At 62.2% G+C, this 18,852-nt stretch carries 21 protein-coding genes and 1 tRNA gene; 10 read left to right on the forward strand and 12 right to left on the reverse strand.

Annotated elements, in window-relative coordinates:
* The first annotated feature begins 67 nt into the window (after positions 1 to 67).
* The 4 genes from V6E02_RS12965 (at position 68) to V6E02_RS03255 (ending at position 2,901) form a co-directional block, all read left to right on the forward strand.
* Positions 68 to 217, forward strand: a complete 150-nt coding sequence (locus V6E02_RS12965) for an integrase core domain-containing protein (RefSeq protein ID WP_430626768.1) — start codon at positions 68 to 70, stop codon at positions 215 to 217.
* Between the two features lie 39 nt (positions 218 to 256).
* Positions 257 to 332, forward strand: a tRNA-Lys gene (locus tag V6E02_RS03245).
* A gap of 896 nt (positions 333 to 1,228) precedes the next feature.
* Complete coding sequence (locus V6E02_RS03250; protein ID WP_347307119.1) at positions 1,229 to 1,978, forward strand: FHA domain-containing protein; 750 nt, start codon at positions 1,229 to 1,231, stop codon at positions 1,976 to 1,978.
* Positions 1,979 to 2,466: 488 nt separating this feature from the next.
* On the forward strand, positions 2,467 to 2,901 hold the full coding sequence (locus V6E02_RS03255; protein WP_347307121.1) for a pilin: 435 nt from the start codon (positions 2,467 to 2,469) through the stop codon (positions 2,899 to 2,901).
* A 397-nt stretch (positions 2,902 to 3,298) separates the two neighbouring features.
* On the opposite strand, the gene soxB is transcribed toward V6E02_RS03255, so the two are convergent.
* The 6 genes from soxB to V6E02_RS03285 all read right to left on the reverse strand — a co-directional run bounded on the left by soxB (position 3,299) and on the right by V6E02_RS03285 (position 9,136).
* Positions 3,299 to 5,008: a thiosulfohydrolase SoxB gene (gene soxB / locus V6E02_RS03260; RefSeq protein ID WP_347307644.1), complete on the reverse strand. Its 1,710-nt coding sequence runs from the start codon at positions 5,006 to 5,008 to the stop codon at positions 3,299 to 3,301.
* 163 nt (positions 5,009 to 5,171) lie between these two features.
* The gene (gene soxA / locus V6E02_RS03265; protein WP_347307123.1) at positions 5,172 to 6,005 is read right to left on the reverse strand and encodes a sulfur oxidation c-type cytochrome SoxA; all 834 of its coding nucleotides are present in this window, start codon (positions 6,003 to 6,005) and stop codon (positions 5,172 to 5,174) included.
* A 60-nt stretch (positions 6,006 to 6,065) separates the two neighbouring features.
* Positions 6,066 to 6,380 (reverse strand): thiosulfate oxidation carrier complex protein SoxZ, encoded by a 315-nt coding sequence (gene soxZ, locus V6E02_RS03270; protein ID WP_347307125.1) that lies wholly within the window; start codon positions 6,378 to 6,380, stop codon positions 6,066 to 6,068.
* Positions 6,381 to 6,426: 46 nt separating this feature from the next.
* Positions 6,427 to 6,897 carry a thiosulfate oxidation carrier protein SoxY gene (gene soxY, locus V6E02_RS03275; protein WP_347307127.1) on the reverse strand — a complete coding sequence of 157 codons (471 nt, stop codon included), beginning with the start codon at positions 6,895 to 6,897 and terminating at the stop codon, positions 6,427 to 6,429.
* A gap of 18 nt (positions 6,898 to 6,915) precedes the next feature.
* Complete coding sequence (gene soxX / locus V6E02_RS03280) at positions 6,916 to 7,278, reverse strand: sulfur oxidation c-type cytochrome SoxX (RefSeq protein WP_347307129.1); 363 nt, start codon at positions 7,276 to 7,278, stop codon at positions 6,916 to 6,918.
* Between the two features lie 415 nt (positions 7,279 to 7,693).
* The gene (locus V6E02_RS03285; RefSeq protein WP_347307131.1) at positions 7,694 to 9,136 is read right to left on the reverse strand and encodes a M48 family metalloprotease; all 1,443 of its coding nucleotides are present in this window, start codon (positions 9,134 to 9,136) and stop codon (positions 7,694 to 7,696) included.
* Positions 9,137 to 9,179: 43 nt separating this feature from the next.
* Between V6E02_RS03285 and moaC the strand changes: the two genes are divergently transcribed.
* The 4 genes from moaC (at position 9,180) to V6E02_RS03305 (ending at position 11,376) form a co-directional block, all read left to right on the forward strand.
* Entirely contained in the window at positions 9,180 to 9,656 is a 477-nt protein-coding gene (gene moaC / locus V6E02_RS03290; RefSeq protein ID WP_347307133.1) for a cyclic pyranopterin monophosphate synthase MoaC, read from the forward strand.
* Entirely contained in the window at positions 9,653 to 10,411 is a 759-nt protein-coding gene (locus V6E02_RS03295; protein WP_347307135.1) for a hypothetical protein, read from the forward strand. The genes moaC and V6E02_RS03295 overlap by 4 nt, the downstream gene beginning before the upstream one ends.
* A complete protein-coding gene (locus V6E02_RS03300) occupies positions 10,408 to 10,950 on the forward strand; it encodes a TlpA disulfide reductase family protein (RefSeq protein WP_347307137.1) in 543 nt (180 codons plus the stop codon). Before V6E02_RS03295 ends, V6E02_RS03300 begins: the two co-directional genes overlap by 4 nt.
* Before the next feature lie 141 nt (positions 10,951 to 11,091).
* Entirely contained in the window at positions 11,092 to 11,376 is a 285-nt protein-coding gene (locus V6E02_RS03305; protein WP_347307139.1) for an ArsR/SmtB family transcription factor, read from the forward strand.
* A gap of 954 nt (positions 11,377 to 12,330) precedes the next feature.
* Here V6E02_RS03305 and V6E02_RS03310 read toward each other — a convergent pair.
* The 6 genes from V6E02_RS03310 to V6E02_RS03335 all read right to left on the reverse strand — a co-directional run bounded on the left by V6E02_RS03310 (position 12,331) and on the right by V6E02_RS03335 (position 16,933).
* Positions 12,331 to 12,768 (reverse strand): ClpXP protease specificity-enhancing factor, encoded by a 438-nt coding sequence (locus tag V6E02_RS03310; protein WP_347307141.1) that lies wholly within the window; start codon positions 12,766 to 12,768, stop codon positions 12,331 to 12,333.
* On the reverse strand, positions 12,768 to 13,367 hold the full coding sequence (locus V6E02_RS03315; RefSeq protein ID WP_347307143.1) for a glutathione S-transferase N-terminal domain-containing protein: 600 nt from the start codon (positions 13,365 to 13,367) through the stop codon (positions 12,768 to 12,770). The genes V6E02_RS03310 and V6E02_RS03315 overlap by 1 nt, the downstream gene beginning before the upstream one ends.
* Before the next feature lie 148 nt (positions 13,368 to 13,515).
* Positions 13,516 to 14,253 (reverse strand): cytochrome c1, encoded by a 738-nt coding sequence (locus tag V6E02_RS03320; protein ID WP_347307145.1) that lies wholly within the window; start codon positions 14,251 to 14,253, stop codon positions 13,516 to 13,518.
* On the reverse strand, positions 14,253 to 15,488 hold the full coding sequence (locus tag V6E02_RS03325) for a cytochrome b (protein WP_347307147.1): 1,236 nt from the start codon (positions 15,486 to 15,488) through the stop codon (positions 14,253 to 14,255). Before V6E02_RS03325 ends, V6E02_RS03320 begins: the two co-directional genes overlap by 1 nt.
* Positions 15,489 to 15,492: 4 nt before the next feature.
* Positions 15,493 to 16,083: a ubiquinol-cytochrome c reductase iron-sulfur subunit gene (gene petA / locus V6E02_RS03330; RefSeq protein ID WP_347307149.1), complete on the reverse strand. Its 591-nt coding sequence runs from the start codon at positions 16,081 to 16,083 to the stop codon at positions 15,493 to 15,495.
* Positions 16,084 to 16,186: 103 nt separating this feature from the next.
* A complete protein-coding gene (locus V6E02_RS03335) occupies positions 16,187 to 16,933 on the reverse strand; it encodes a Nif3-like dinuclear metal center hexameric protein (RefSeq protein WP_347307150.1) in 747 nt (248 codons plus the stop codon).
* 14 nt (positions 16,934 to 16,947) lie between these two features.
* Here V6E02_RS03335 and V6E02_RS03340 point away from each other — a divergent pair, with 14 nt between their 5' ends.
* Positions 16,948 to 18,108, forward strand: coding sequence for a trypsin-like peptidase domain-containing protein (locus V6E02_RS03340; RefSeq protein ID WP_347307152.1), 1,161 nt, complete (start codon positions 16,948 to 16,950; stop codon positions 18,106 to 18,108).
* A complete protein-coding gene (locus tag V6E02_RS03345; RefSeq protein ID WP_347307154.1) occupies positions 18,105 to 18,824 on the forward strand; it encodes a type II secretion system protein in 720 nt (239 codons plus the stop codon). Before V6E02_RS03340 ends, V6E02_RS03345 begins: the two co-directional genes overlap by 4 nt.
* Positions 18,825 to 18,852 lie beyond the last annotated feature (28 nt).

The raw sequence follows: 18,852 nt of genomic DNA on the forward strand, positions 1-18,852 counted from the left end.
CCGAACGCTTCAACCGCACCCTCCAGGAGTCCTTCGTCGACTACCACGAAGACTTGGCTCTACCGACCTGGCCCTCTTCAACCAAAAACTCGCCGATTGGCTCATCTTCTACAACACCCAGCGCCCCCACCATCGACTCGGCCAACAAACCCCTCTATCCTTCCTCCTCCAACACCAACCCGAGTGCCAAAGGTGGTGGACTCATACATTGCGTTGACAGGGGTGGGGCCCCTCCCTATAATTCCGCTTCTTTTTCGGGTCGTTAGCTCAGCCGGTAGAGCAGCGGACTTTTAATCCGTTGGTCGTTGGTTCGAATCCAACACGACCCACCAAATACGTAAAAAGGGTTGGCGTCTGCCAACCCTTTTTCTTTGGCCGCTGGGCCCCTCCCAGCCATCCCGCCCGTTTTCGTGCGATTACTTTGCGCGCGATTACTTATTGAGCGTCACGTAAATAGTTGACAGGCTGCGTAAGTCAAACGTCATGCCCCCGAAAGCGAGAATCCAGAGTATTCCTCGCCATGTGCCTGGGTCCCCGCCTTCGCGGGGACGACGCGCAGCTACTTACGCCGTGCTCAACAAGGCCCATCAAACTAGGGGACAGGCGCAGTAAGTACCCCCCGTCATTCCCGCGAAAGCGGGAATCCAGAGTACTCTTGGCCCTTTTTCCTGGGTCCCCGCCTTCGCGGGGACGACACAAAGGTGTCACCTACTTACGTAATGCTCAATAATCTCGCGCGAGAGGGAAAGGCTCGTGTAGAAGCGGCCTTGACCGCGACACCAAGGCCGCCTCGCTTCTCCTAAAGCGCCTCCTACCGTGTCTCGGGCCGTGCAAGCCCTGTCGGACCGGCTTTGCCCGCGATGCCAATTCGCCACGACCAGCAAATCGAGTCCGGGCGCGGCTTGGGCACGACTTTCCCGCCAAACATGCACAGGACACGCAGTTGCAGCCAGCAGTGGGGCGCGCCTTGAACCCGAACCGGTAGCTTGACGCAACCAACTGTTTCTATGCGTATTTATTGCCGTGCGTTTTTTGGTCACGGGAAAAATGTCTTTGCCTCGATGGAGCTTAAGGTCGGTTCCTACAAGCTATCCACAAGCTTGCCCACAGATTTTGTGGACAGTCTGACCCGACGAACGGCGCGCCGCCGCCCCTCCCTTGCTCATACAATGCAAGCACGAACAGCCTGGGGACATTGCGGCCCAACGGGGCCGCGGGGAGATCGGGCATGGCCAGCGTCATCCTCACCCTGGATGGCGAAATCGTCCAGGAACACCACTTGAGTCAGGCGCGCACCACCATCGGGCGCCGGCCTTATCACGACATCGTGATCGACAACCTCGCGGTGAGCGGCGACCACGCGATCATCATTCGTACCCCGGACGGGTGGGTGATCGAAGACTGTGGCAGCACCAATGGCACCCTCTACCAGGGTGAGCCCATCACGCGCCGGGTCCTGAAGGATGGCGACCTGTTTCAGATCGGCCGCTACAAGCTGCGCTTCGTGGCGGGCCCCGCTACGCCCGCCATGAAGCAGCTGGAAAAGACGCTGGTCATGAGGAGCCCCTTCGCAGGCAAGACACTGGCCCAACTCAAGGGCGAAGCGCCATCGGCGGATGCGCCCACGGAAACTTTCCCTACTACCCTCGCGCCGGAACTCTCGCCCCGCGCCCACGGCGGCGTGGTGACCGTGACAGGCCGGGAAGCCGCCGCCCATCCCGCCGTGCTGAAAGTCCTCTCCGGGCCCCAGGCGGGACAGAAAATTCCCCTCGACAAGCCGCTCCTGTCCCTGGGCAAGCCTGGTGTGGCGGTGGCCCTCATCACCCGCAAGGCCTCGGGCTATTTTTTGGCCCATGTGGATGGGAAGCGGCGCCCCCTCGTCAATGGCCATGCCATCAATGACAAACCCTGCCCCTTGAACCACCATGATCTCATCGAGCTCGGGCCGATCAAGATGCAGTTCTGTCTGCTCTATTGAGCGTTACGTAAGTAGTTGACAGGCTGCGTAAGTCAAACGTCATTCCCGCGAAAGCGGGAATCCAGAGTATTCCTCGCCATGTTCCTGGGTCCCCGCTTTCGCGGGAACGACGCCCAGATGTCATCTACTTACGTAATGTTCAATAATCCTTCGGCGCCGACAACAATATAAGCGCGCCGCAGCGCTTGACGCGAAGGCAGGGCCTCGCGGGGCAAGCGCACCCACTTGTCTCGCCCATTCCGCGGGCGGGCGCGGCAGACGATGCGCCCCAGAGCGGCCAAAACTGCCGCTTGGCGTCACCATCGAGCCGCCTCTGCCGACCTCCAAGCAGCGTCAGCACCTGCGCGCGCAGCCACTGGGGCCCTTGAAAAGTCCTCGAACCTGGTCCCTCGCCACCGTTTGCGCTCGCTGGCACGCAGTTTGCTTTGTTGTCCGCAGACACTCGCGTGTCGGTTCTTTCCATCCATTTTCAGCGAAGGAGTGACAACATGAAACGCGTTCAACAAGGTTTCACCTTGATCGAACTGATGATCGTCGTGGCGATCATCGGCATTTTGGCGGCCATCGCCATCCCGGCTTATCAGGACTACACCATCCGGGCGCGGGTATCGGAAGGGTTGAGTCTCGCTTCCTCGGCAAAAACCACCGTATCCGAGAATGCCATGAACGGCAACGCAGACCTGGCCGCGGGCTGGGTGGCCCCCGCCGCAACGGACAACGTGGCGAGCGTAGCCGTGGACGGTACCAATGGGCAAATCACCATTACCTACACCGCGCGGGCCGGCAACGGAACCATCATCATGACGCCCCAGTCGGGCGGCGCGGCTCTTGCGGCGGGAACGGTGCCCACTGGTGCCATCACTTGGAACTGCACGGGCGGCACCTTGGATAACCGTTATCGGCCTGCCGAATGCCGCTCCTGAGTCTCTAGATAGTGTGCTGGGCGAAAAGCCCGACCCTTTGGGGTCGGGCTTTTTGCTCTGCGCTCATTCAGCCGAGATGATCCATGGCGACGTGCGTGATTCCGTCGGCGCGAAGTACCGGCCGTAAACCCTGATTTCCAGCGCCCAACGCGAGCGGCACGAAGGGACAGTTTCGGCCAGGGCCACGCAGGTCTGGGCTCGCTGCGGAGGTATGAGGGGGCGAGGCACGTTTCCGTGTTCGCAAAATGACATGCTAAGCTGCCCCTCCTTGGGAGTTGCAAGTCGCGCCCGGCGTCGGGCAGACATGGCGAGTGGGCAGGCTTGCCCGGCGATGTCTCTCAATGAGGCAAAAAAGGGGCGCCGCGCGCCCCTTCTCGCTGCACCCGTAGAAGGCCGCTCAGGCCAGGCCCGGGTTCTTGCCGACGCCCACGATGGTGGGCCGGTTGAGTTTGACTTTTTTGATAACCTTGACGCTGCGCAGGTATTCCGCTACCACGTCCCAGATGGGGGTGCCAGTGACGCCTTCCTGCACTGAGGCCCAGCCTGCGACCAGGTATTTCTTGTTCGGGTCCAGCGGCTTGCCCTTGAGCATCATGTTGCTGATGCGGCTACCCATCTTGGCATTGGGATTGACGGTGTACTGCAAGCCGCCCACCCGCACCATGTCCCCCCCCTGCTGGTAGTAGGGATCCGGGTTGAAGAGGTTGTCGCAGACATCCTCCATGATGTCCTTGATCTGGGCCCCAGTCAGTTCGTTCAAGGTGGTGGCCGGGTAGGTGAGGCTGGTCTGATCCATTAAGCGCTCCATGGTAATGGTGTCGCCCGGCAAAAGCGTGGTGCCCCAGCGGAAGCCCGGGGAAAAAGCAATGTCCGCGCCTTTCACTTCCAGCAGCGCATCGACGATGAGCTGGTCGAAGGTGCCGTTGAAGTTGCCGCGCCGATAGAGCAGATCCTCGGTGACCGCCAGTTTCTCGTTGAGCTTGGCCTCATAGGGCGCGCGCACTTTGCGGATATAGTCCGCCATGGCGCGATCCGGCTCGATGAGGTTGGAGAATACCGGCAGCAGCCGGTATTTGTATCCCTGGATCTTGCCGTTACGCACGTCAAGGTCCATGACGCCGAGGAACTTGCCGTTGGAGCCGGCGTTGGTGACGAGGGTGGTGCCCTTGGCATTCTTGACGGGAATGGCCTGGGGGACGGCGTCGTGGGTGTGGCCGCCGAAGATCACGTCGATGCCGGTGACACGGGAGGCCATCTTGAGATCCACGTCCATGCCATTGTGGGACAGCACGGCCACCACCTGCGCGCCCTTCGCGCGCACTTCGTCCACGTATTTCTGCAGGCTCTCTTCCTGGATGCCGAAGGTCCAATCCGGTACGAAGTGGCGCGGGTTGGCGATGGGCGTGTAGGGGAAGGCCTGCCCGATGATGGCCACCGGAACACCGTTGACGTGCTTGATGACGTAGGGCTTGAACACCTGATCGCCAAAGTCGGCGGTCTTCACGTTCTGTGCCAGGAAATCGACGCTGCCCGCGAAATCTTTCTCGACGATTTCCTTCACCCGCTCGGCGCCCAGAGTGAATTCCCAATGGGGTGCCATGACGTTCACGCCCAACAGCTTTTGCGCATCCACCATGTCCTGGCCTTTGGTCCACAGGGCGGTGGCCGAACCCTGCCAGGTATCGCCAGAATCCATGAGGAGGGCGCCGGGCCGCTGAGCACGAATGTTCTTCACCAGGGTGGCCAGATGAGCAAAGCCCCCCACCTTGCCATAGGTGCGCGCCGCGGCGACGAAATCCAGGTAGGTGAAGGCGTGGGCTTCAATCGTTCCCGGTTTGATGCCGAATGCCTTGAGGAAGTTTTCCCCCACCAGGTGGGGCGGCCGACCTGCTGCAGAACCAATGCCGATGTTGACGTCCGGTTCCCGGAAATAGATGGGCAGCAACTGAGCGTGGCAGTCGGTGAAGTGCATCAAGCAGACGTTGCCGAACTTGGGCAGTTCGTAGAAGTTCGCCGGCACGTTGCCCGCCAGTACCTGTTTGCTGTCCATCGCCAAGCCCGCAGCCACACCGGCTGCCAGCACCTGCATAAACTCACGACGCGTCATCGACATCTGAATCGCTCCTGCAAAGTTTCAACTTGTTTCCGGCCTCCGACGCGTTGCATCACGTCGGCACACTAGTGCATTTGGGTGCATTTGGGGTGGCGCCAAGCACAAAAAACAAGGCTTGCCGGCAATGCCCACAAGCCTTGTTCCGACCCAGCGCTGATTATTTGCGGAACACCGATGCGTGCATCGGCAGCCCGTTGCTGATGTAGGAGTGGAAATACTCCAAGTCGTTATACTCTTCACTACCTTCTTTGTAGGGCTTGGCACGCACCTGTCTGTTGCAACCGACGTAGCGGTTCTGCAGCGTCACCAGGTTTTCACCAGCGCGGAACACCGGCCAATGGGTGGCTTGTCCTAGCACGGGAGACAGGTACTCCGTGCGCAGGATGTTGCCCGCATTCTGGATGTGGCAGGTGGCACAGGAGAAATTCAGCTGACCGCGGCGCTGGAAGAAATGCTGCTTGCCGCGCTCGTAGGCCTGGAGAGCTTTGTCCCCTTCCACCTTGATTTGCATCTTCATGCCGTCGGACAAGGTACGCGCGTAAGCCGTCAGCACCCCCATGGTCTTCATGTCGCTGTAGGAGAGCTCGTCCTCGCCATTGGCCTTACGACAGGCGTTGATGGCCATTTCGAAGGTCACCACCTTGCCCAACTGCTCATCGAAGTAGGGGTACAGCCCCGCGACATTTTTGCCCCCATTGGGGAAACAGCTGGCGTAGGTCTTGCCGTTCTTGAAGGGCGTCTCCCACATCTTCTTGCCCTGTTCGATGACCGTCACGAAGGGCGGAAACTCCATGATGGCCTGATACTGGGCAAAAGCATCAGGCGAGAAAATGAACGCCCCGTGGACATAGTCCTCGAACTTGACGTTGGGAAATTTGTTCTTGAAATAGTCCAGGATTTCCTTGCGGTCCTGCTCCGGGCTCGCGTGCGCCGTCGCCAACGTCCCCACGGCCAGACTCGCGCCCAAAATCGCCATCAGCCATTTTTTCATTGCGTCCTCCTCGTCAATGCGGGTGGGTGCGGCAGCCTGCGCCGCCGCACCGCGTCGATCTCAAGCCACCGTGGCTTCGGCGCTATTTTTGTCGCCCTTGTTGTCGGTCCAGCTCACCGTGACCTTGTCGCCCGCCTTGGCACCTTTGACCTTGAAGCCAAGGAAAGGATTGCGGGAGATGGCCACGCTCCACTGGGCATCCAGCACGGTCTTGCCGTTCACTTCCGCCTTGACGGTCTGGATGAAGTGGGCGGGAATCAGCTGGCCGGTTTTGGCATCCTTGCGCTGGCCAGTTTCCATGGGATGGTTCATGAGGACTTTGATGTCGGCCACGTCGCCGGCCATCGTCGCACGGATTCGCATCGGTTCTGCCATGTTCGTCTTCCTCGAAATCTGTTTAAGGGTTAACGCGGGTGCCGCATCAGCCGCCGCAACCGCCGATGGTGACTTTCACTTCCTTGACCGCGGCATAGTACTTGCCGCCAGCCTTGACCACCACACGCACGTTGGAGGTCTGGCCCATCTTGATGCGGGTGCTGACATAGCCCACGGCGCCATTGGAAAGGGCGAAGTCCGCCACCAGAGGCGTGGCATTCTTCTCCACCAGCAGGGCGATGGCTTCCGTGCCGGCGATATTGCTGGTCACCTCCACGGGCACCACGGCGCCATTCTCGGCGATATCCGGTGCTTTGATCTGAATGTCCTTGCTGTCGGCCGCGCTGGCCACACCGATGGCCTTGAGCGCGTCGGCCACACCCTTGGCCTCGAAGGCAGCCTTGTTCCATTCGCTGGCCAATACCTCGGTGGGCTTGATGAGGCCCGCGGCCACCGCCACGGCCACCGTGCCGGCCGCACCCGCGCCCTTGATGAATGTTCTGCGTGCAAAATTCATGAACTCACTCCTTCTTGGTTACAGACCGTAAACGTAATCGACCACCTTGTCGATCTCCTGCTCACTCAGGATCTTGTGCTTACCGAAAGGCGGCATGGAAGTGTAGGGATTGGCCGCAGTGGCATCCCAAATCTGGGCGCGCAGCTTGGATTTGTCCGGGAAGCGCGCCTTCATGGCGATGAGGGGAGGACCGATGTTGGCGATGGTCACCGCCTTGGGGTCACCAGGAATGGAATGGCAGGCCAGACAGTTGCCCTTGCGATTGTTGAACGCGATGTCCTGGCCGGTTTCTTCCTTTTTCTCCTCGGCGGCGAAAACGGAAGTTGTCAAGAGCGCGCCGACGATGCTGGCGGCCAGCAGCATGGCTGGGGCTTTACGCATGTACATCCTCCTTTAACCTCTGATTGGATTTTTAGCGAGCAAATCGGCCGGGGACGGGAGGCGCACCATCTGCCCTGGCGATCCGTCGGGTGTCGATAGGATAACCAAACCTTTCCGCAGCAAGCAACCCTGGATGGCGAAAATTTTCGCAGGAAAATCTAGTCTTTAAAGACTAGCGCAGCCGGTCATTGGCTACGGGTCGCCCGCGCCGGCGAGAGGGGGAAGTTAGACCCATCTGGCCACGACCAAGGTGGTGCACTGGATCCCGGCTCTCGTCGGGCTCGACCGGAATGACGATGAAGGCGTGAGGTGCGCGCAAGCGCCAATCCAGACGCGGGTTTCTAGCGTCACAGCGGCATGCTGAAGGCGGATTCGCCTGCACCGGGGGCAATGATTTGTTCCGCGCCATGGGGCTTCATCGCTTGCGCGTCTCGGCGTCGAGGCTGCGCAGTTCCTTCAGCCGGGCTTCCACGCTGGAGAGTTGATAGAAGTCCCCCTGGCCGCTTCTCAGGGCGATCTGCAGCTGCTCGATGGCAGCAGGCAGGTTGCCGCGCAGAACCTGGGCCTCGGCCAGCGCACGGTGTTGCGCGAGGACCTGGCCAAGCTGCGCATAGCCGCGCGCCTGCAATTCGTAGAGCCGCGCATCGGCAGGCGTGCTACGCAGACGGTTTTCCACCAGCTTGAGTGCGTCCTGCGCTTGGCCGGCCTTGAGCAGAGCATCGGCGTAACCGTAGATCAGGGCCCGGTGGAAGGGAAAACGCTCGAGGGCCTGGCGGTAGTGGTCCAGCAGCGCCTGGCTGCGTCCCTGAGCCGTCAGAATCTCTCCGGCGAGCGTCTCCACCCACGGATGGGGCGCAGCCAGGCGAGCGCGCAAGCGGGTGAGCGCCTCCCATGCGGCGTCCACCTGACGGTCGCGCAGGAGGGCCATCGCCAGACCATAACGCGTCGCCGTCTCGTTGGCGTACTTGTGCTCGCGCAGACTCTCGCGAAAATACGTCACCGCCTCGCGGGGGTTGCCCGTCACGGCGCGCAGCTTGGCGCGCGCGAACTGGAACTCGAGGCTGTCCGGCACTTGGCGATAGGGGAGCTCCGCCACCCGCGCTTCCATGTCGGCGATACGTTCGGTGGTAAGGGGATGGGTGCGCAGATAGCTGGGCGCGTTGTTCTCGTAGATGCGGTTATATTTTTGCAGCCGCTCGAAGAAGCTCACCATCCCGCGAGGATCGAAGCCCGCGGCCTGCAGGGTCTGCAGCCCGACGCGGTCGGCTTCCCGCTCGTTCTCCCGGGTAAAATCGAGCTGACTCTGGATCGCGCCCGCCTGCGCCGTGGCCACGGCCGCGCTCGCCACTTGGCTGTTGGAACGCGCGGCGAGAATGGCCACCGCCAACGCGGCGAGGGTGGTGAGCGTGTTGCGGCTTTCCGCCGCCACCATGCGGGCGATATGGCGCTGGGTGACGTGGGCGATTTCGTGGGCCAGCACACCGGCGAGTTCCGACTCGTTCTGCGCGGCGAGCAACAGGCCGGTATGCACACCGATGTAGCCGCCCGGCAGGGCGAAGGCGTTGAGGGTGTCATCGCGCATCAGGAAGAACTCGAAATCCTGGCCACTGGCGCCACTGTGGGCGGCAAGCCGCCAACCGAGCGCGTTGAGATAGTCGGTGATTTCGGGATCATCGTAATAGGCTCGGTCCAGACGCAGCTCGCGCATGATGGCCTCGCCCACCTTGCGCTCAGTCTGGGCCGAGAACACGGACTGGGACGCCTCGCCCAGATCCGGCAGATTGTCGGCGGCCAAGAGGGGCGTAGCAAATGGCAGCGCCGCGAGAAGCGCGACGAGCCAGCGGAAGCGGAAGGTCATGGTGCTATGATAACGCCCCTTGCGTTTGGTTCAGGGTTCACCCGTGAGCGAATTCACCCATTTCGACGAAGCCGGCCAGGCCCATATGGTGGATGTTGGGGAAAAGGCGGAGACGAAGCGCGTGGCGCGCGCCGCTGGGCGGATTTGCATGCAGCCCGAGACGCTGGCCATGATTCGCGCCGGTGATGCCAAAAAGGGCGACGTGCTGGGCGTGGCACGCATCGCTGCCATCCAGGCGGCAAAACGCACGCCGGATTGGATTCCCCTGTGCCATCCCATTGCGCTGACCCGGGTTGCGGTGGAGTTCGAAGTGTGCGAGGCGGAATCAGCCATCGACTGTATCGTCACCACCGAGACGGTGGGGCGCACCGGGGTGGAAATGGAAGCCCTCACGGCGGTGGCCGCGGGCCTGCTCACCATCTATGACATGTGCAAGGCGGTGGACCGCGGCATGCGCATGGAGGCGATTCGCCTGCTGGAAAAATCCGGCGGGCGGTCCGGGCATTGGCAAGCCGCATGAGGCAGCTGGCGGCGTGTCTGCTTGGCCTGATGTTGGCCAGCGCCGGATGGGCGGTGGAAGATGCCACCACCCTGCGGGTGCCGGCTGGCGAGACGGAGATACCCGTCGCGCGCTACTCGGCTGCGGGGTCCCGTGTCCTGCTCTGGTTACCTTCGGAATACGGCGTGCTGCCCCAGGAGCATCGAGCGGCGCGCGCCCTCGCTCAACAGGGCATCGAAACCTGGCTCGCCGATCTCTACGGAGCGCGTTTTCTGCCTGCTGTGGCGAGCAGTGCGGAAACGTTGCCCGCCGAGGATGTCTATCACCTCATCCGCGCAGCGTTTGCGGCCAAGCGGGAAGTGTGGCTCTCGAGCGCGGGCCGCGGCGCCAAATACGCGCTGGAGGGCGCGCGTCTGTGGCAAGAGCGGGAAGGGCAGGGCAAGCCGCTGGCCGGTGCAATTCTCCTTTACCCCAATCTCTACCTGGCACAACCCGAGCCGGGTAGCGAGCCCGCCTATCTTCCCGTTACGGCGCAGACGCGCCTGAACGTTTACATTCTGCAAGGCGAGCTGTCGCCTTGGTATTGGACCCTGGACACCTTGACGAGCGTAATGCGAAGCAGTGGCAGCCAGATCGTCGTGCGGACTGTTGCCGGTATCCGTGACCGTTTCTACTTCCGAGACGACGCCATGCCCGCAGAACGCGAGCTGGGGGAACACCTGCCGACCTTCATGCGCGATCTCATACTTCACCCACCAGCCGAGAGTCCCAAATGATGCGCGCCACGTTTTTGCTGCTCTGCCTGGTCCTGTTTGCTGCGCCTGTTGTCGCAGGCGAGCTCAAACCGCTCACACCGCGCACTGCGCCGCCACTCCTTCTTAAGGATCTCGACGGCAAGCGCCACGACCTGGCGGATTATCGCGGCAAGGTGGTGCTGGTAAATTTCTGGGCCACCTGGTGCCCGCCCTGCCGCGCCGAAATGCCCTCCATGCAGCGGCTCAAGACCATGATGCGAGACCAACCCTTCGCCATCCTGGCAGTGGACATGGCAGAAACGGAAAAGGAGATCCGCGATTTCCTCAAGGAGTTCAAGGATGCGCCCCTCGACTTCACCATCCTGCTCGACCCAAAAGGCGAAGCCATGAAGGCGTGGAAAGTGCACGTCTTTCCCACCAGTTTCCTGGTCGACACGGAAGGCAAACTGCGCTACGGCGTGGCCGGCTCGATGGAATGGGACGAGGTCGATCCCATAGCCAAGATCCAGAGCCTGCTGCCCGCACCAGTGGCACCCGCAGCCCCTGTCACCGCGCAGTAGCGCCGCCGTCGTTCCCATCAGCCGCGGCACGAAGCACGCGCCGCGCGTGCCCCGCCATCGCCGCACGCAGGTGACGGCCGCGGCAGCTTCCCGCCTGCCCCGCGGTTTGCCTTCGGTTAAACGGTTTGTTTGAATAGCGGAATGAGCGCCCCGCTGTCCCCCAAGAAACGCCTGTACGAACAACTCGCCCGCGTCGCCAAGGCGCTGGCTCAGCCCGGACGATTGGAACTGCTGGAAGCCCTGGGACAGGGCGAGCGCAGCGTGGATGCGCTCGCTCAGGTGACCGGCATGTCGGTGGCCAACACCTCCCATCACCTGCAGACCTTGCGCGACGGCGGGCTCGTGACGTCGCGGCGTGAGGGTCTGCAGGTCATCTACCGGCTGAGCGATCCGGCCATCCCTATTGAGCATTACGTAAGTAGGTGACACCTTTGTGTCGTCCCCGCGAAAGCGGGGACCCAGGAACATGGCGAGGATACCCTGGATTCCCGCTTTCGCGGGAATGACGTTTGACTTACGCAGCCTGTCAACGACTTACGTAACGCTCAATAGTTATCTTTACCGCCTATTGTTTTCAGGTCGATTAGGCCGCCTGCCAAAACTTGAACTGGTCTCCATTCACACCCACGCTCACACCGGATTGGTTGTCGAGACAATTCCCTTGGGCGTCGCAGAGGCCGCCGGGCTGCCTGGTGTCGCCAGTGGGGCGCCACTCCGCACACTGGTGCGGTTGGTGACAATGCCGGAGGTGCGAACGCCCAGGTCGCGCCCCTCAGCACACAGACCGGGATCGCCCAGGTGGGTGAGGGTAAGAGACGCGCTGGCACAAGAGGCTGGCGGATCGCAATGGAAAGGTCAGGGGGACGCGAGAGCAGCAGACTATAAAGTAAAGGCCTGACCCCGCGAGCGCCGCTGACCCCGCGAGTGACCCCGCGAGCGCCAGGGTCGTCGAACACCTGATGCCGAACCGGCCCCCCTGGGGCGCCCTGCTCCTGGCGGCGGGAGATAAGGCACAGTAGCGAATTCCGGAAGAGCGAAACACCCTGCTGTATTCGTCCAGTACCTTTGGCGCTCGGGGTGGTGAGTGAGGCGCCATTTTACGGGCGGCAGTCATGGCCGGCCCGGGTTGCACCTGCATCGGCGCCACGCTCGTGGCGCAACAAGTCGTGCCGCTGCCCTGCCAGGCGGCTGGCGCAGGCAATCTGCGCCTGGGAAAGCGTCCAGCCTTGCGTGGGCCGCACCGGCTCATTCCGGCGGGCCCGCCGGAATGAGCTGGCACCGTGGTCGAAAGCGTTGGAGCGCGCCACTGGGGGCGCGCCTGCGACGCGGACCTGGCGGACTTGCGCGAACGCTGGCTTGCCGCCCTGGCGCGACGGCGGCTTATTTGATGACCTTGAGATGGCTGCCGCGGGCGGGCTTGGGGGATTGGGGGCTGGGTGGCTCGTCACGGGGCGGCGTAGCCGGCAGACTGGTCGGCGCGGTATCGCCCGCAATGGGCGCCCCTGGGCTTCCCACCTGGAAGAAAAGGCCCTGGCCGGTCTCCTTGGCGAAGATACCGGACACCGCCTCCACCGGAATTTTCAGCTCGCGCGAGACGCCGTTGAAACGCGCGGCGAAGCGGATGAAGTCGTTGTCGATCTTGAGTTTGTGGGTGGCGGTGTAGCTGATGTTGAGCACGATCTGCCCGTTTTTCACGTACTCCATGGGCACGCGCGTGCGCCCGTCCACCTGCACCGCGAGGTAGGGCGTGTAGCCCTGATCCACGCACCACTCATAGATGGCGCGGATCAGGTAGGGCTTGGTGGAGGCATCGAACATTATTTTCGCATCGCCTTTTCCGAGGGCGTCATGGCTTCGATGAAGGCGGGGCGGGAAAACAAGCGCTCGGCGTATTTGAGCACGGGCGCGGCCTGCTTGGGCAGCTGGATGCCGTAGTATTCCAGGCGCCAGAGCAACGGCGCGATGGCCACGTCCAGCATGGAGTACTCATCGCCCAGCATGTATTTCTGTTTCTGGAACACCGGCGCAATCAGGGTCAGATGGTCGCGGATGATGGCGCGCGCTTTGTCTGCTTCTTTCTTGGGGCCCTTCTCCAGGGTATCGATGTGGCAGAACAGCTCGTTTTCGAAGCGAAACAGGAACAGGCGCGCACGGCCGCGCATCACCGGGTCCGCCGGCATCAGCTGGGGATGGGGAAAGCGCTCATCGATGTACTCGTTGATGATGTTGGCTTCGTGCAGCACCAGGTCGCGTTCCACCAGGACCGGCACGCGGTTGTATGGATTCATCACCGCGATGTCTTCCGGCATGTTTTCCACGTCCACGTCGATGACCTGGAAGTCCATGCCCTTTTCATAGAGCACGATGCGACAGCGTTGGCTGAAGGGATCGGTGGTCCCCGAGTACAAAGTCATCATAGGCGTTTACCTGTAGCGTATGCTCACTGGCCCCATTAGATGGGGCAAGGCGGCACGGGTTCAAGGGCGCAGCCCACAATGGACGAGGGGCGGAACCGTGGTTCCGCCCCCATCCGGCCAGGCCCTGCATGGGCCACGCAGGGCGCGTTTAGTGCACGTCTTTCCAGAATTCCTTCTTCAGGTAGTAAGTGAGGACTGCCAGGCCCAGCAGGAAGAAAATGACAATGATGCCCAGCTGCTTGCGCTTGGCCTGGGCCGGCTCACCCATATAGACCAGATAGTTCACCAGGTCGCCCACTGCAGCATCGTACTCCGCGCGGCTCATCTTGCCCGGCTTGATGAGCTCGAAGCGATCGAACACGTGTTGTTCTCGACCTTCGTGATCTTTCACGGTCTTGAAGTGCGCCACTTGCTCCCCCTGGAGTTCCCACAGCACGTGGGGCATGCCCACGTTGGGGAACACGGTGTTGTTCCAGCCAGTGGGCCGCGAAGGGTCGCGGTAGAAGCTGCGCAGGTAGGTGTAGAGCCAGTCCGGGTCGCGCGAGCGCGCGATCACGGTCAGATCGGGGGGCGTGGCGCCGAACCAGGCCTTACCATCCGCTGGACGCAGGGCGATGGTCATGGGCTGGCCCACCTTCTCCTGGGTGAACAGCAGGTTATCGGCGATCTGCTGCTCCGTCAGCCCCAGGTCGGTCAGACGCGAGTAGCGCATGTAGTTGGCGCTATGGCAGTTCAGGCAGTAGTTGACGAACAGGCGCGCCCCCTTCTGCAGGGAGATCTTGTCATTGACGTTGACGGGCGCCCGATCCAGGTGTACCGGAGCACCGCTGGCAAAGACGGCGGCCGGCAACCACGCAGCCAAGAAGAGGATCAGTTTGCTTTTCATTATCCAGTCACCCTTTCCGGTTCCGGTTTGGTCTTGTCAATCCTGGTGTACCACGGCATGAGCAGGAAGAACAGGAAGTAGATCACGCTGAAAACCCGCGCCAGCACGGTGTACACCGGCGTGACCGGCTGCATGCCCAGGTAGGACAGGCCGATGAAGGAGATGGCAAACAGGGCAAGAGCGGTTTTGTAGAGCACGCCACGGTAGCGGATGGACTTCACCGGCGACTTGTCCAGCCAGGGCAGGAAAAAGAGCAGCACGATCGCCGCACCCATGGCCACCACGCCCGGGAACTGGGAACCGAGAATGGGTGGCACCGCCCGCAGGATGGAGTAGAAGGCCGTGAAGTACCACAAGGGCGCGATGTGCTCGGGCGTCTTGAGTGGGTCGGCCGGGATGAAGTTGTTGGCCTCCAGGAAGTAGCCACCCATCTCGGGCGCGAAGAAGATGATGGCCGAGAACACGATCAGAAACACCACCACCCCGAAAATGTCCTTCACCGTGTAGTAGGGGTGGAAGGGGATGCCATCCAGCGGGATGCCAGTTTTCGGATCCTTTTTCTTCTTGATCTCGATGCCATCGGGGTTGTTGGAGCCCACCTCGTGCAGCGCCACCAGGTGCACGAACACCAGAGCGATCAGCACCAGGGGCAAAGCGATCACGTGGAAGGCGAAGAAGCGGTTGAGGGTGGCGTCCGAGATCACGTAGTCGCCGCGAATCCATACCGCCAGATCGGGACCGATCACGGGAATGGCGGCAAACAGATTCACGATCACCTGGGCGCCCCAGAAGGACATTTGCCCCCAGGGCAGCAAATAGCCCAGGAAAGCCTCGGCCATCAGCGCCAGGTAGATGAACACGCCGAAGATCCAGATCAGTTCGCGCGGCTTGCGGTAGGAGCCGTACATGAGACCGCGGAACATGTGCAGGTAGACCACCACGAAGAACATGGACGCGCCGGTGGAGTGCATGTAGCGGATCAGCCAGCCCCAGTCCACGTCGCGCATGATGTATTCCACAGCGCCAAAAGCCAGGTTGGCGTCGGGCTTGTAGTTCATGGTGAGGAAGATGCCGGTGACGATCTGGATCACCAGAACCAGCAGGGCAAGCGAGCCGAAGAAGTACCAGAAGTTGAAGTTCTTCGGTGCATAGTACTCGGACAGGTGGGCCTTCCAGGTGGCGGTGAGCGGAAAGCGCTCGTCCACCCAGGCGAGCAGTTGCTGCATCTTGGTCATGTTGTTACGCTCCCTTGGTGTCTTCGCCGATCAGGATGCGGGTATCGGTCACGTAGCGGTGAGGCGGCACCACCATGTTGGTGGGCGCGGGCGAGCCTTTGAACACGCGCGCCGCCAGGTCGAAGCGGGAACCATGGCAGGGGCAGTAGAAACCGCCGGGCCAATCGGGACCGGTCTCGTTGTCGGAAACGGGCTTAAGCTTGGGGCTTGGCGAGCAGCCCAGGTGGGTGCAGATGCCGATGACCACCATGTACTGATCCTTGATCGCGCGGTGGTTCTTGCAGTACTCGGGTTGGATGGAGCTTTCGGATTTCGGATCGGACAGGCGGTCGTCATGCTTGTCCAGAAGCTCCAGCATTTCCTTGGTGCGGTAGATCACCCACACCGGTTTGCCGCGCCATTCCACCGTAGCGTAGCTGCCGGGCTCGATCTTGCTGATGTCCACCTCCACCGGCGCGCCGGCGGCCTTGGCCCGCTGACTGGGGTTCATGCTGGCGATGAACGGCCAGGCCGCCGCCAGCACGCCTGCCCCACCCACCACCGAGGTGGCGACGATGAGACGGCGGCGGGTGCGATTGACTCCTTGGTTACTCATATCCCGTCCTGTCCAAATGGTGAAAAAGGCAAAAGCAGCATTCTAACCAAAAGCCTTGCGCAAATAGAAGCCCCAGCATCGCATCCGATTGATTTTCATCAAGTTAGACCGGGTTGGGGATGTCGATAAAACGATGTTCGAGCCCGAATTGGGCGGCCAGATGGTCCCCCAGGGCCTGGATGCCGTCCCGTTCGGTGGCGTGGTGGCCGGCGGCGATGAAGGCGACGCCAGATTCCCGTGCGAAGTGCACGTTGTGCTCGGAGGCTTCACCCGTGAGGTAGGCATCCACGCCCAGGGCCGCTACCGTCTCGAAATAGCCTTGGGCGCCGCCGCTACACCAGGCGATGCGCTTTAGCGGCCGGTCCCGCTCTCCCACCACCAGGGGAGTACGGCCCAAGGCGTGTTCCACCCGCGCGGCGAATTCTCCCAGCAGGCAAGGCGCGCTTAGTCGGCCCAAGGCGATCAGGCCCTGCTCCCCGGTCCACTCCTCGACGGTAAGCCCCAGGCGGCGTCCCAGCCGGGCGTTGTTACCCAATTCCGGATGGGCATCCAAAGGCAGATGGAAGGCGAATAAGCTCACCTCGTGGGCCAGCAGCAACCCGATGCGCGCGCGCTTGACACCGACGATGGGCGCGGGTTCGTTTTTCCAGAAGTAGCCGTGATGCACCAGCACCGCATCGGCACCGGCTGCGATGGCGGCTTCCAGCAGGGCGAGACTTGCGCTCACGCCCGTGACGATGCGCAAGACCTCGGCGCGCCCTTCCACCTGCAAGCCATTGGGGCAGTAATCCCGGAAGCGGGAAACGTCGAGCAACGCGCGCGTATAATGGTCCAGGTCTTCGAGCCGCATCCCTTTGTCTCCCGATGAAAAAGCTCTGGCTGCTGTTCGCCCAGTTCACCACCCTGTGCGTGGCGGCCCTGTTCGTGATCAGCGTTTTTCGGCCTGAGCTATTGCGCCGCGAGGCACCGCCTTTTGCCCCCGCCGCGCCAGTGGCAAGGCCGGCCGAGCCGGCGCCCGCATCCTACCGCCTGGCGGCGAAAAAGGCGATGCCCGCAGTGGTCAACATCTACACCAGCAAGCAAGTCCGCCCCACCCCCCACCCGCTGCTCAACGACCCCCTGTTCCGGCGCTTCTTCGGTGAGCGCTTTCCCAGCCAGCCGCAGCGCCTGGCGAGTCTGGGCTCGGGGGTGATCGTCGATCGCCGCGGCTACATCATCACCAATCATCACGTGATCGAATCCGCAGATGCCATCGAGGTCCTGCTCGCCGATGGCCGCACCGCAGCGGCGAAAATCGTCGGCTCCGATCCGGAGACGGATCTCGCCGTGATTCGCATCGACCTGCCGGATCTGCCCACCATCGAGTTCGGCCATGCCGATCGGCTGGAAGTGGGGGACGTGGTGCTCGCCATCGGCAACCCCTTCGGTGTGGGGCAAACGGTCACCATGGGCATCGTAAGCGCCCTGGGCCGCAGCCATCTGGGCATCAATACCTTCGAGGACTTCATCCAGACCGATGCGCCCATCAACCCCGGCAACTCCGGCGGCGCGCTGGTGGACACCAACGGTGCCCTGGTGGGCATCAACAGCGCCATCTTCTCCCGTACTGGCGGCTCGCTGGGCATCGGCTTCGCCATTCCGGAAACCCTGGCGCAACAGGTGATGGACCAAATCCTCGCCCATGGCGCCGTGGTCCGTGGCTGGATCGGCGTCTCGATGCGGGATCTCTCCCCGGAACTGGCCCACAATCTTGGACTTCCCCAGGTGAGCGGTACCCTGGTGGTAGGCGTGCTGCGCGGCGGACCAGCCGATGCGGCCGGGGTAAAGCCAGGTGATGTGCTCATGCGCATCGACAGCAAACCGCTGCCAAATGCCAATGCCGCGCTCGCCACCATCGCCAAGCTTCCGCCGGGACGCCGGGTCAAAGCGACTCTCCTGCGCCAAGGCCGGGAGCGGGAAGTCCAGATCGTGATCGAGCGCCGTCCCCCCATGCCGCGCGCCACGCTGGAGCAAGACCAGCCATGAGGGCAGCCACCAGTGCCCGTTCAAGGGGGTTCTCCCTGATTGAGATGGCCGTGGTGCTGTTCATCGTGGTGCTGCTCCTGGGCAGCCTGCTGGTGCCCTTCGCCACCCAGGTGGAGCAGCGGCGCATTGCAGAGACGCAGAAGACGATGGAAGAGATTAAGGAAGCGTTGATCGGCTTTGCCATCCAGCAAGGCCGCCTGCCGTGTCCGGCCATTTCCGCCACCGACGGACATGAGCAGTCGCCCTGCTCGACCCAGTCCGGCTTCGTTCCCTGGGCCACGCTGGGCGTGAGCAAACTCGACGCCTGGGGCCACCTGTTCCGCTATGCCGTGAGTCCTGCATTCAGCTCCCAGGCGAATCCCATTCGGTTTGACTCTGCCCCCACGCTCACGATCAAGACCCGCGACGCCGCCGGTAGCCTCGTGAATGTGACCGACCTTTCGTCCGTTCCCGTGGTGCTGCTGTCTTACGGTCCCAATGGTTACGGTGCCACCAATGACGACGGCAGCACGGCGGCGCCGGTCCCGGCCCAGAATCTGGATGAGGCCAACAATGCGCAGCCTGCCCCCAACGCCTATATCACCCGCCCTCCGAAAAAAGCCCAAGTAGGGTGTAACGACAACGGTAGTCCCGCCTGCGAGTTCGACGATATCGTCGGCTGGCTCTCGCCCTATGTGCTATTCAACCGCATGGTCGCCGCCGGCCGCCTGCCCTGACGCGGCGGCGGCAATCGCACCTGCGTCA

The organism is Thiobacter sp. AK1 (genome assembly GCF_039822265.1).
Classification (GTDB): domain Bacteria; phylum Pseudomonadota; class Gammaproteobacteria; order Burkholderiales; family Thiobacteraceae; genus Thiobacter; species Thiobacter aerophilum.

What these genes read in the sequence shown, in the direction of transcription:
- V6E02_RS03250 (WP_347307119.1), top strand. Translation starts at nt 1,229, where the DNA reads ATGGCCAGCGTCATCCTCACCCTGGATGGCGAAATCGTCCAGGAACAC.
- V6E02_RS03255 (WP_347307121.1), top strand. Translation starts at nt 2,467, where the DNA reads ATGAAACGCGTTCAACAAGGTTTCACCTTGATCGAACTGATGATCGTC.
- soxB (WP_347307644.1), bottom strand. Translation starts at nt 5,008, where the DNA reads ATGACGCGTCGTGAGTTTATGCAGGTGCTGGCAGCCGGTGTGGCTGCG.
- soxA (WP_347307123.1), bottom strand. Translation starts at nt 6,005, where the DNA reads ATGAAAAAATGGCTGATGGCGATTTTGGGCGCGAGTCTGGCCGTGGGG.
- soxZ (WP_347307125.1), bottom strand. Translation starts at nt 6,380, where the DNA reads ATGGCAGAACCGATGCGAATCCGTGCGACGATGGCCGGCGACGTGGCC.
- soxY (WP_347307127.1), bottom strand. Translation starts at nt 6,897, where the DNA reads ATGAATTTTGCACGCAGAACATTCATCAAGGGCGCGGGTGCGGCCGGC.
- soxX (WP_347307129.1), bottom strand. Translation starts at nt 7,278, where the DNA reads ATGCGTAAAGCCCCAGCCATGCTGCTGGCCGCCAGCATCGTCGGCGCG.
- V6E02_RS03285 (WP_347307131.1), bottom strand. Translation starts at nt 9,136, where the DNA reads ATGACCTTCCGCTTCCGCTGGCTCGTCGCGCTTCTCGCGGCGCTGCCA.
- V6E02_RS03295 (WP_347307135.1), top strand. Translation starts at nt 9,653, where the DNA reads ATGAGGCAGCTGGCGGCGTGTCTGCTTGGCCTGATGTTGGCCAGCGCC.
- V6E02_RS03300 (WP_347307137.1), top strand. Translation starts at nt 10,408, where the DNA reads ATGATGCGCGCCACGTTTTTGCTGCTCTGCCTGGTCCTGTTTGCTGCG.
- V6E02_RS03305 (WP_347307139.1), top strand. Translation starts at nt 11,092, where the DNA reads ATGAGCGCCCCGCTGTCCCCCAAGAAACGCCTGTACGAACAACTCGCC.
- V6E02_RS03310 (WP_347307141.1), bottom strand. Translation starts at nt 12,768, where the DNA reads ATGTTCGATGCCTCCACCAAGCCCTACCTGATCCGCGCCATCTATGAG.
- V6E02_RS03315 (WP_347307143.1), bottom strand. Translation starts at nt 13,367, where the DNA reads ATGATGACTTTGTACTCGGGGACCACCGATCCCTTCAGCCAACGCTGT.
- V6E02_RS03320 (WP_347307145.1), bottom strand. Translation starts at nt 14,253, where the DNA reads ATGAAAAGCAAACTGATCCTCTTCTTGGCTGCGTGGTTGCCGGCCGCC.
- V6E02_RS03325 (WP_347307147.1), bottom strand. Translation starts at nt 15,488, where the DNA reads ATGACCAAGATGCAGCAACTGCTCGCCTGGGTGGACGAGCGCTTTCCG.
- petA (WP_347307149.1), bottom strand. Translation starts at nt 16,083, where the DNA reads ATGAGTAACCAAGGAGTCAATCGCACCCGCCGCCGTCTCATCGTCGCC.
- V6E02_RS03335 (WP_347307150.1), bottom strand. Translation starts at nt 16,933, where the DNA reads ATGCGGCTCGAAGACCTGGACCATTATACGCGCGCGTTGCTCGACGTT.
- V6E02_RS03340 (WP_347307152.1), top strand. Translation starts at nt 16,948, where the DNA reads ATGAAAAAGCTCTGGCTGCTGTTCGCCCAGTTCACCACCCTGTGCGTG.
- V6E02_RS03345 (WP_347307154.1), top strand. Translation starts at nt 18,105, where the DNA reads ATGAGGGCAGCCACCAGTGCCCGTTCAAGGGGGTTCTCCCTGATTGAG.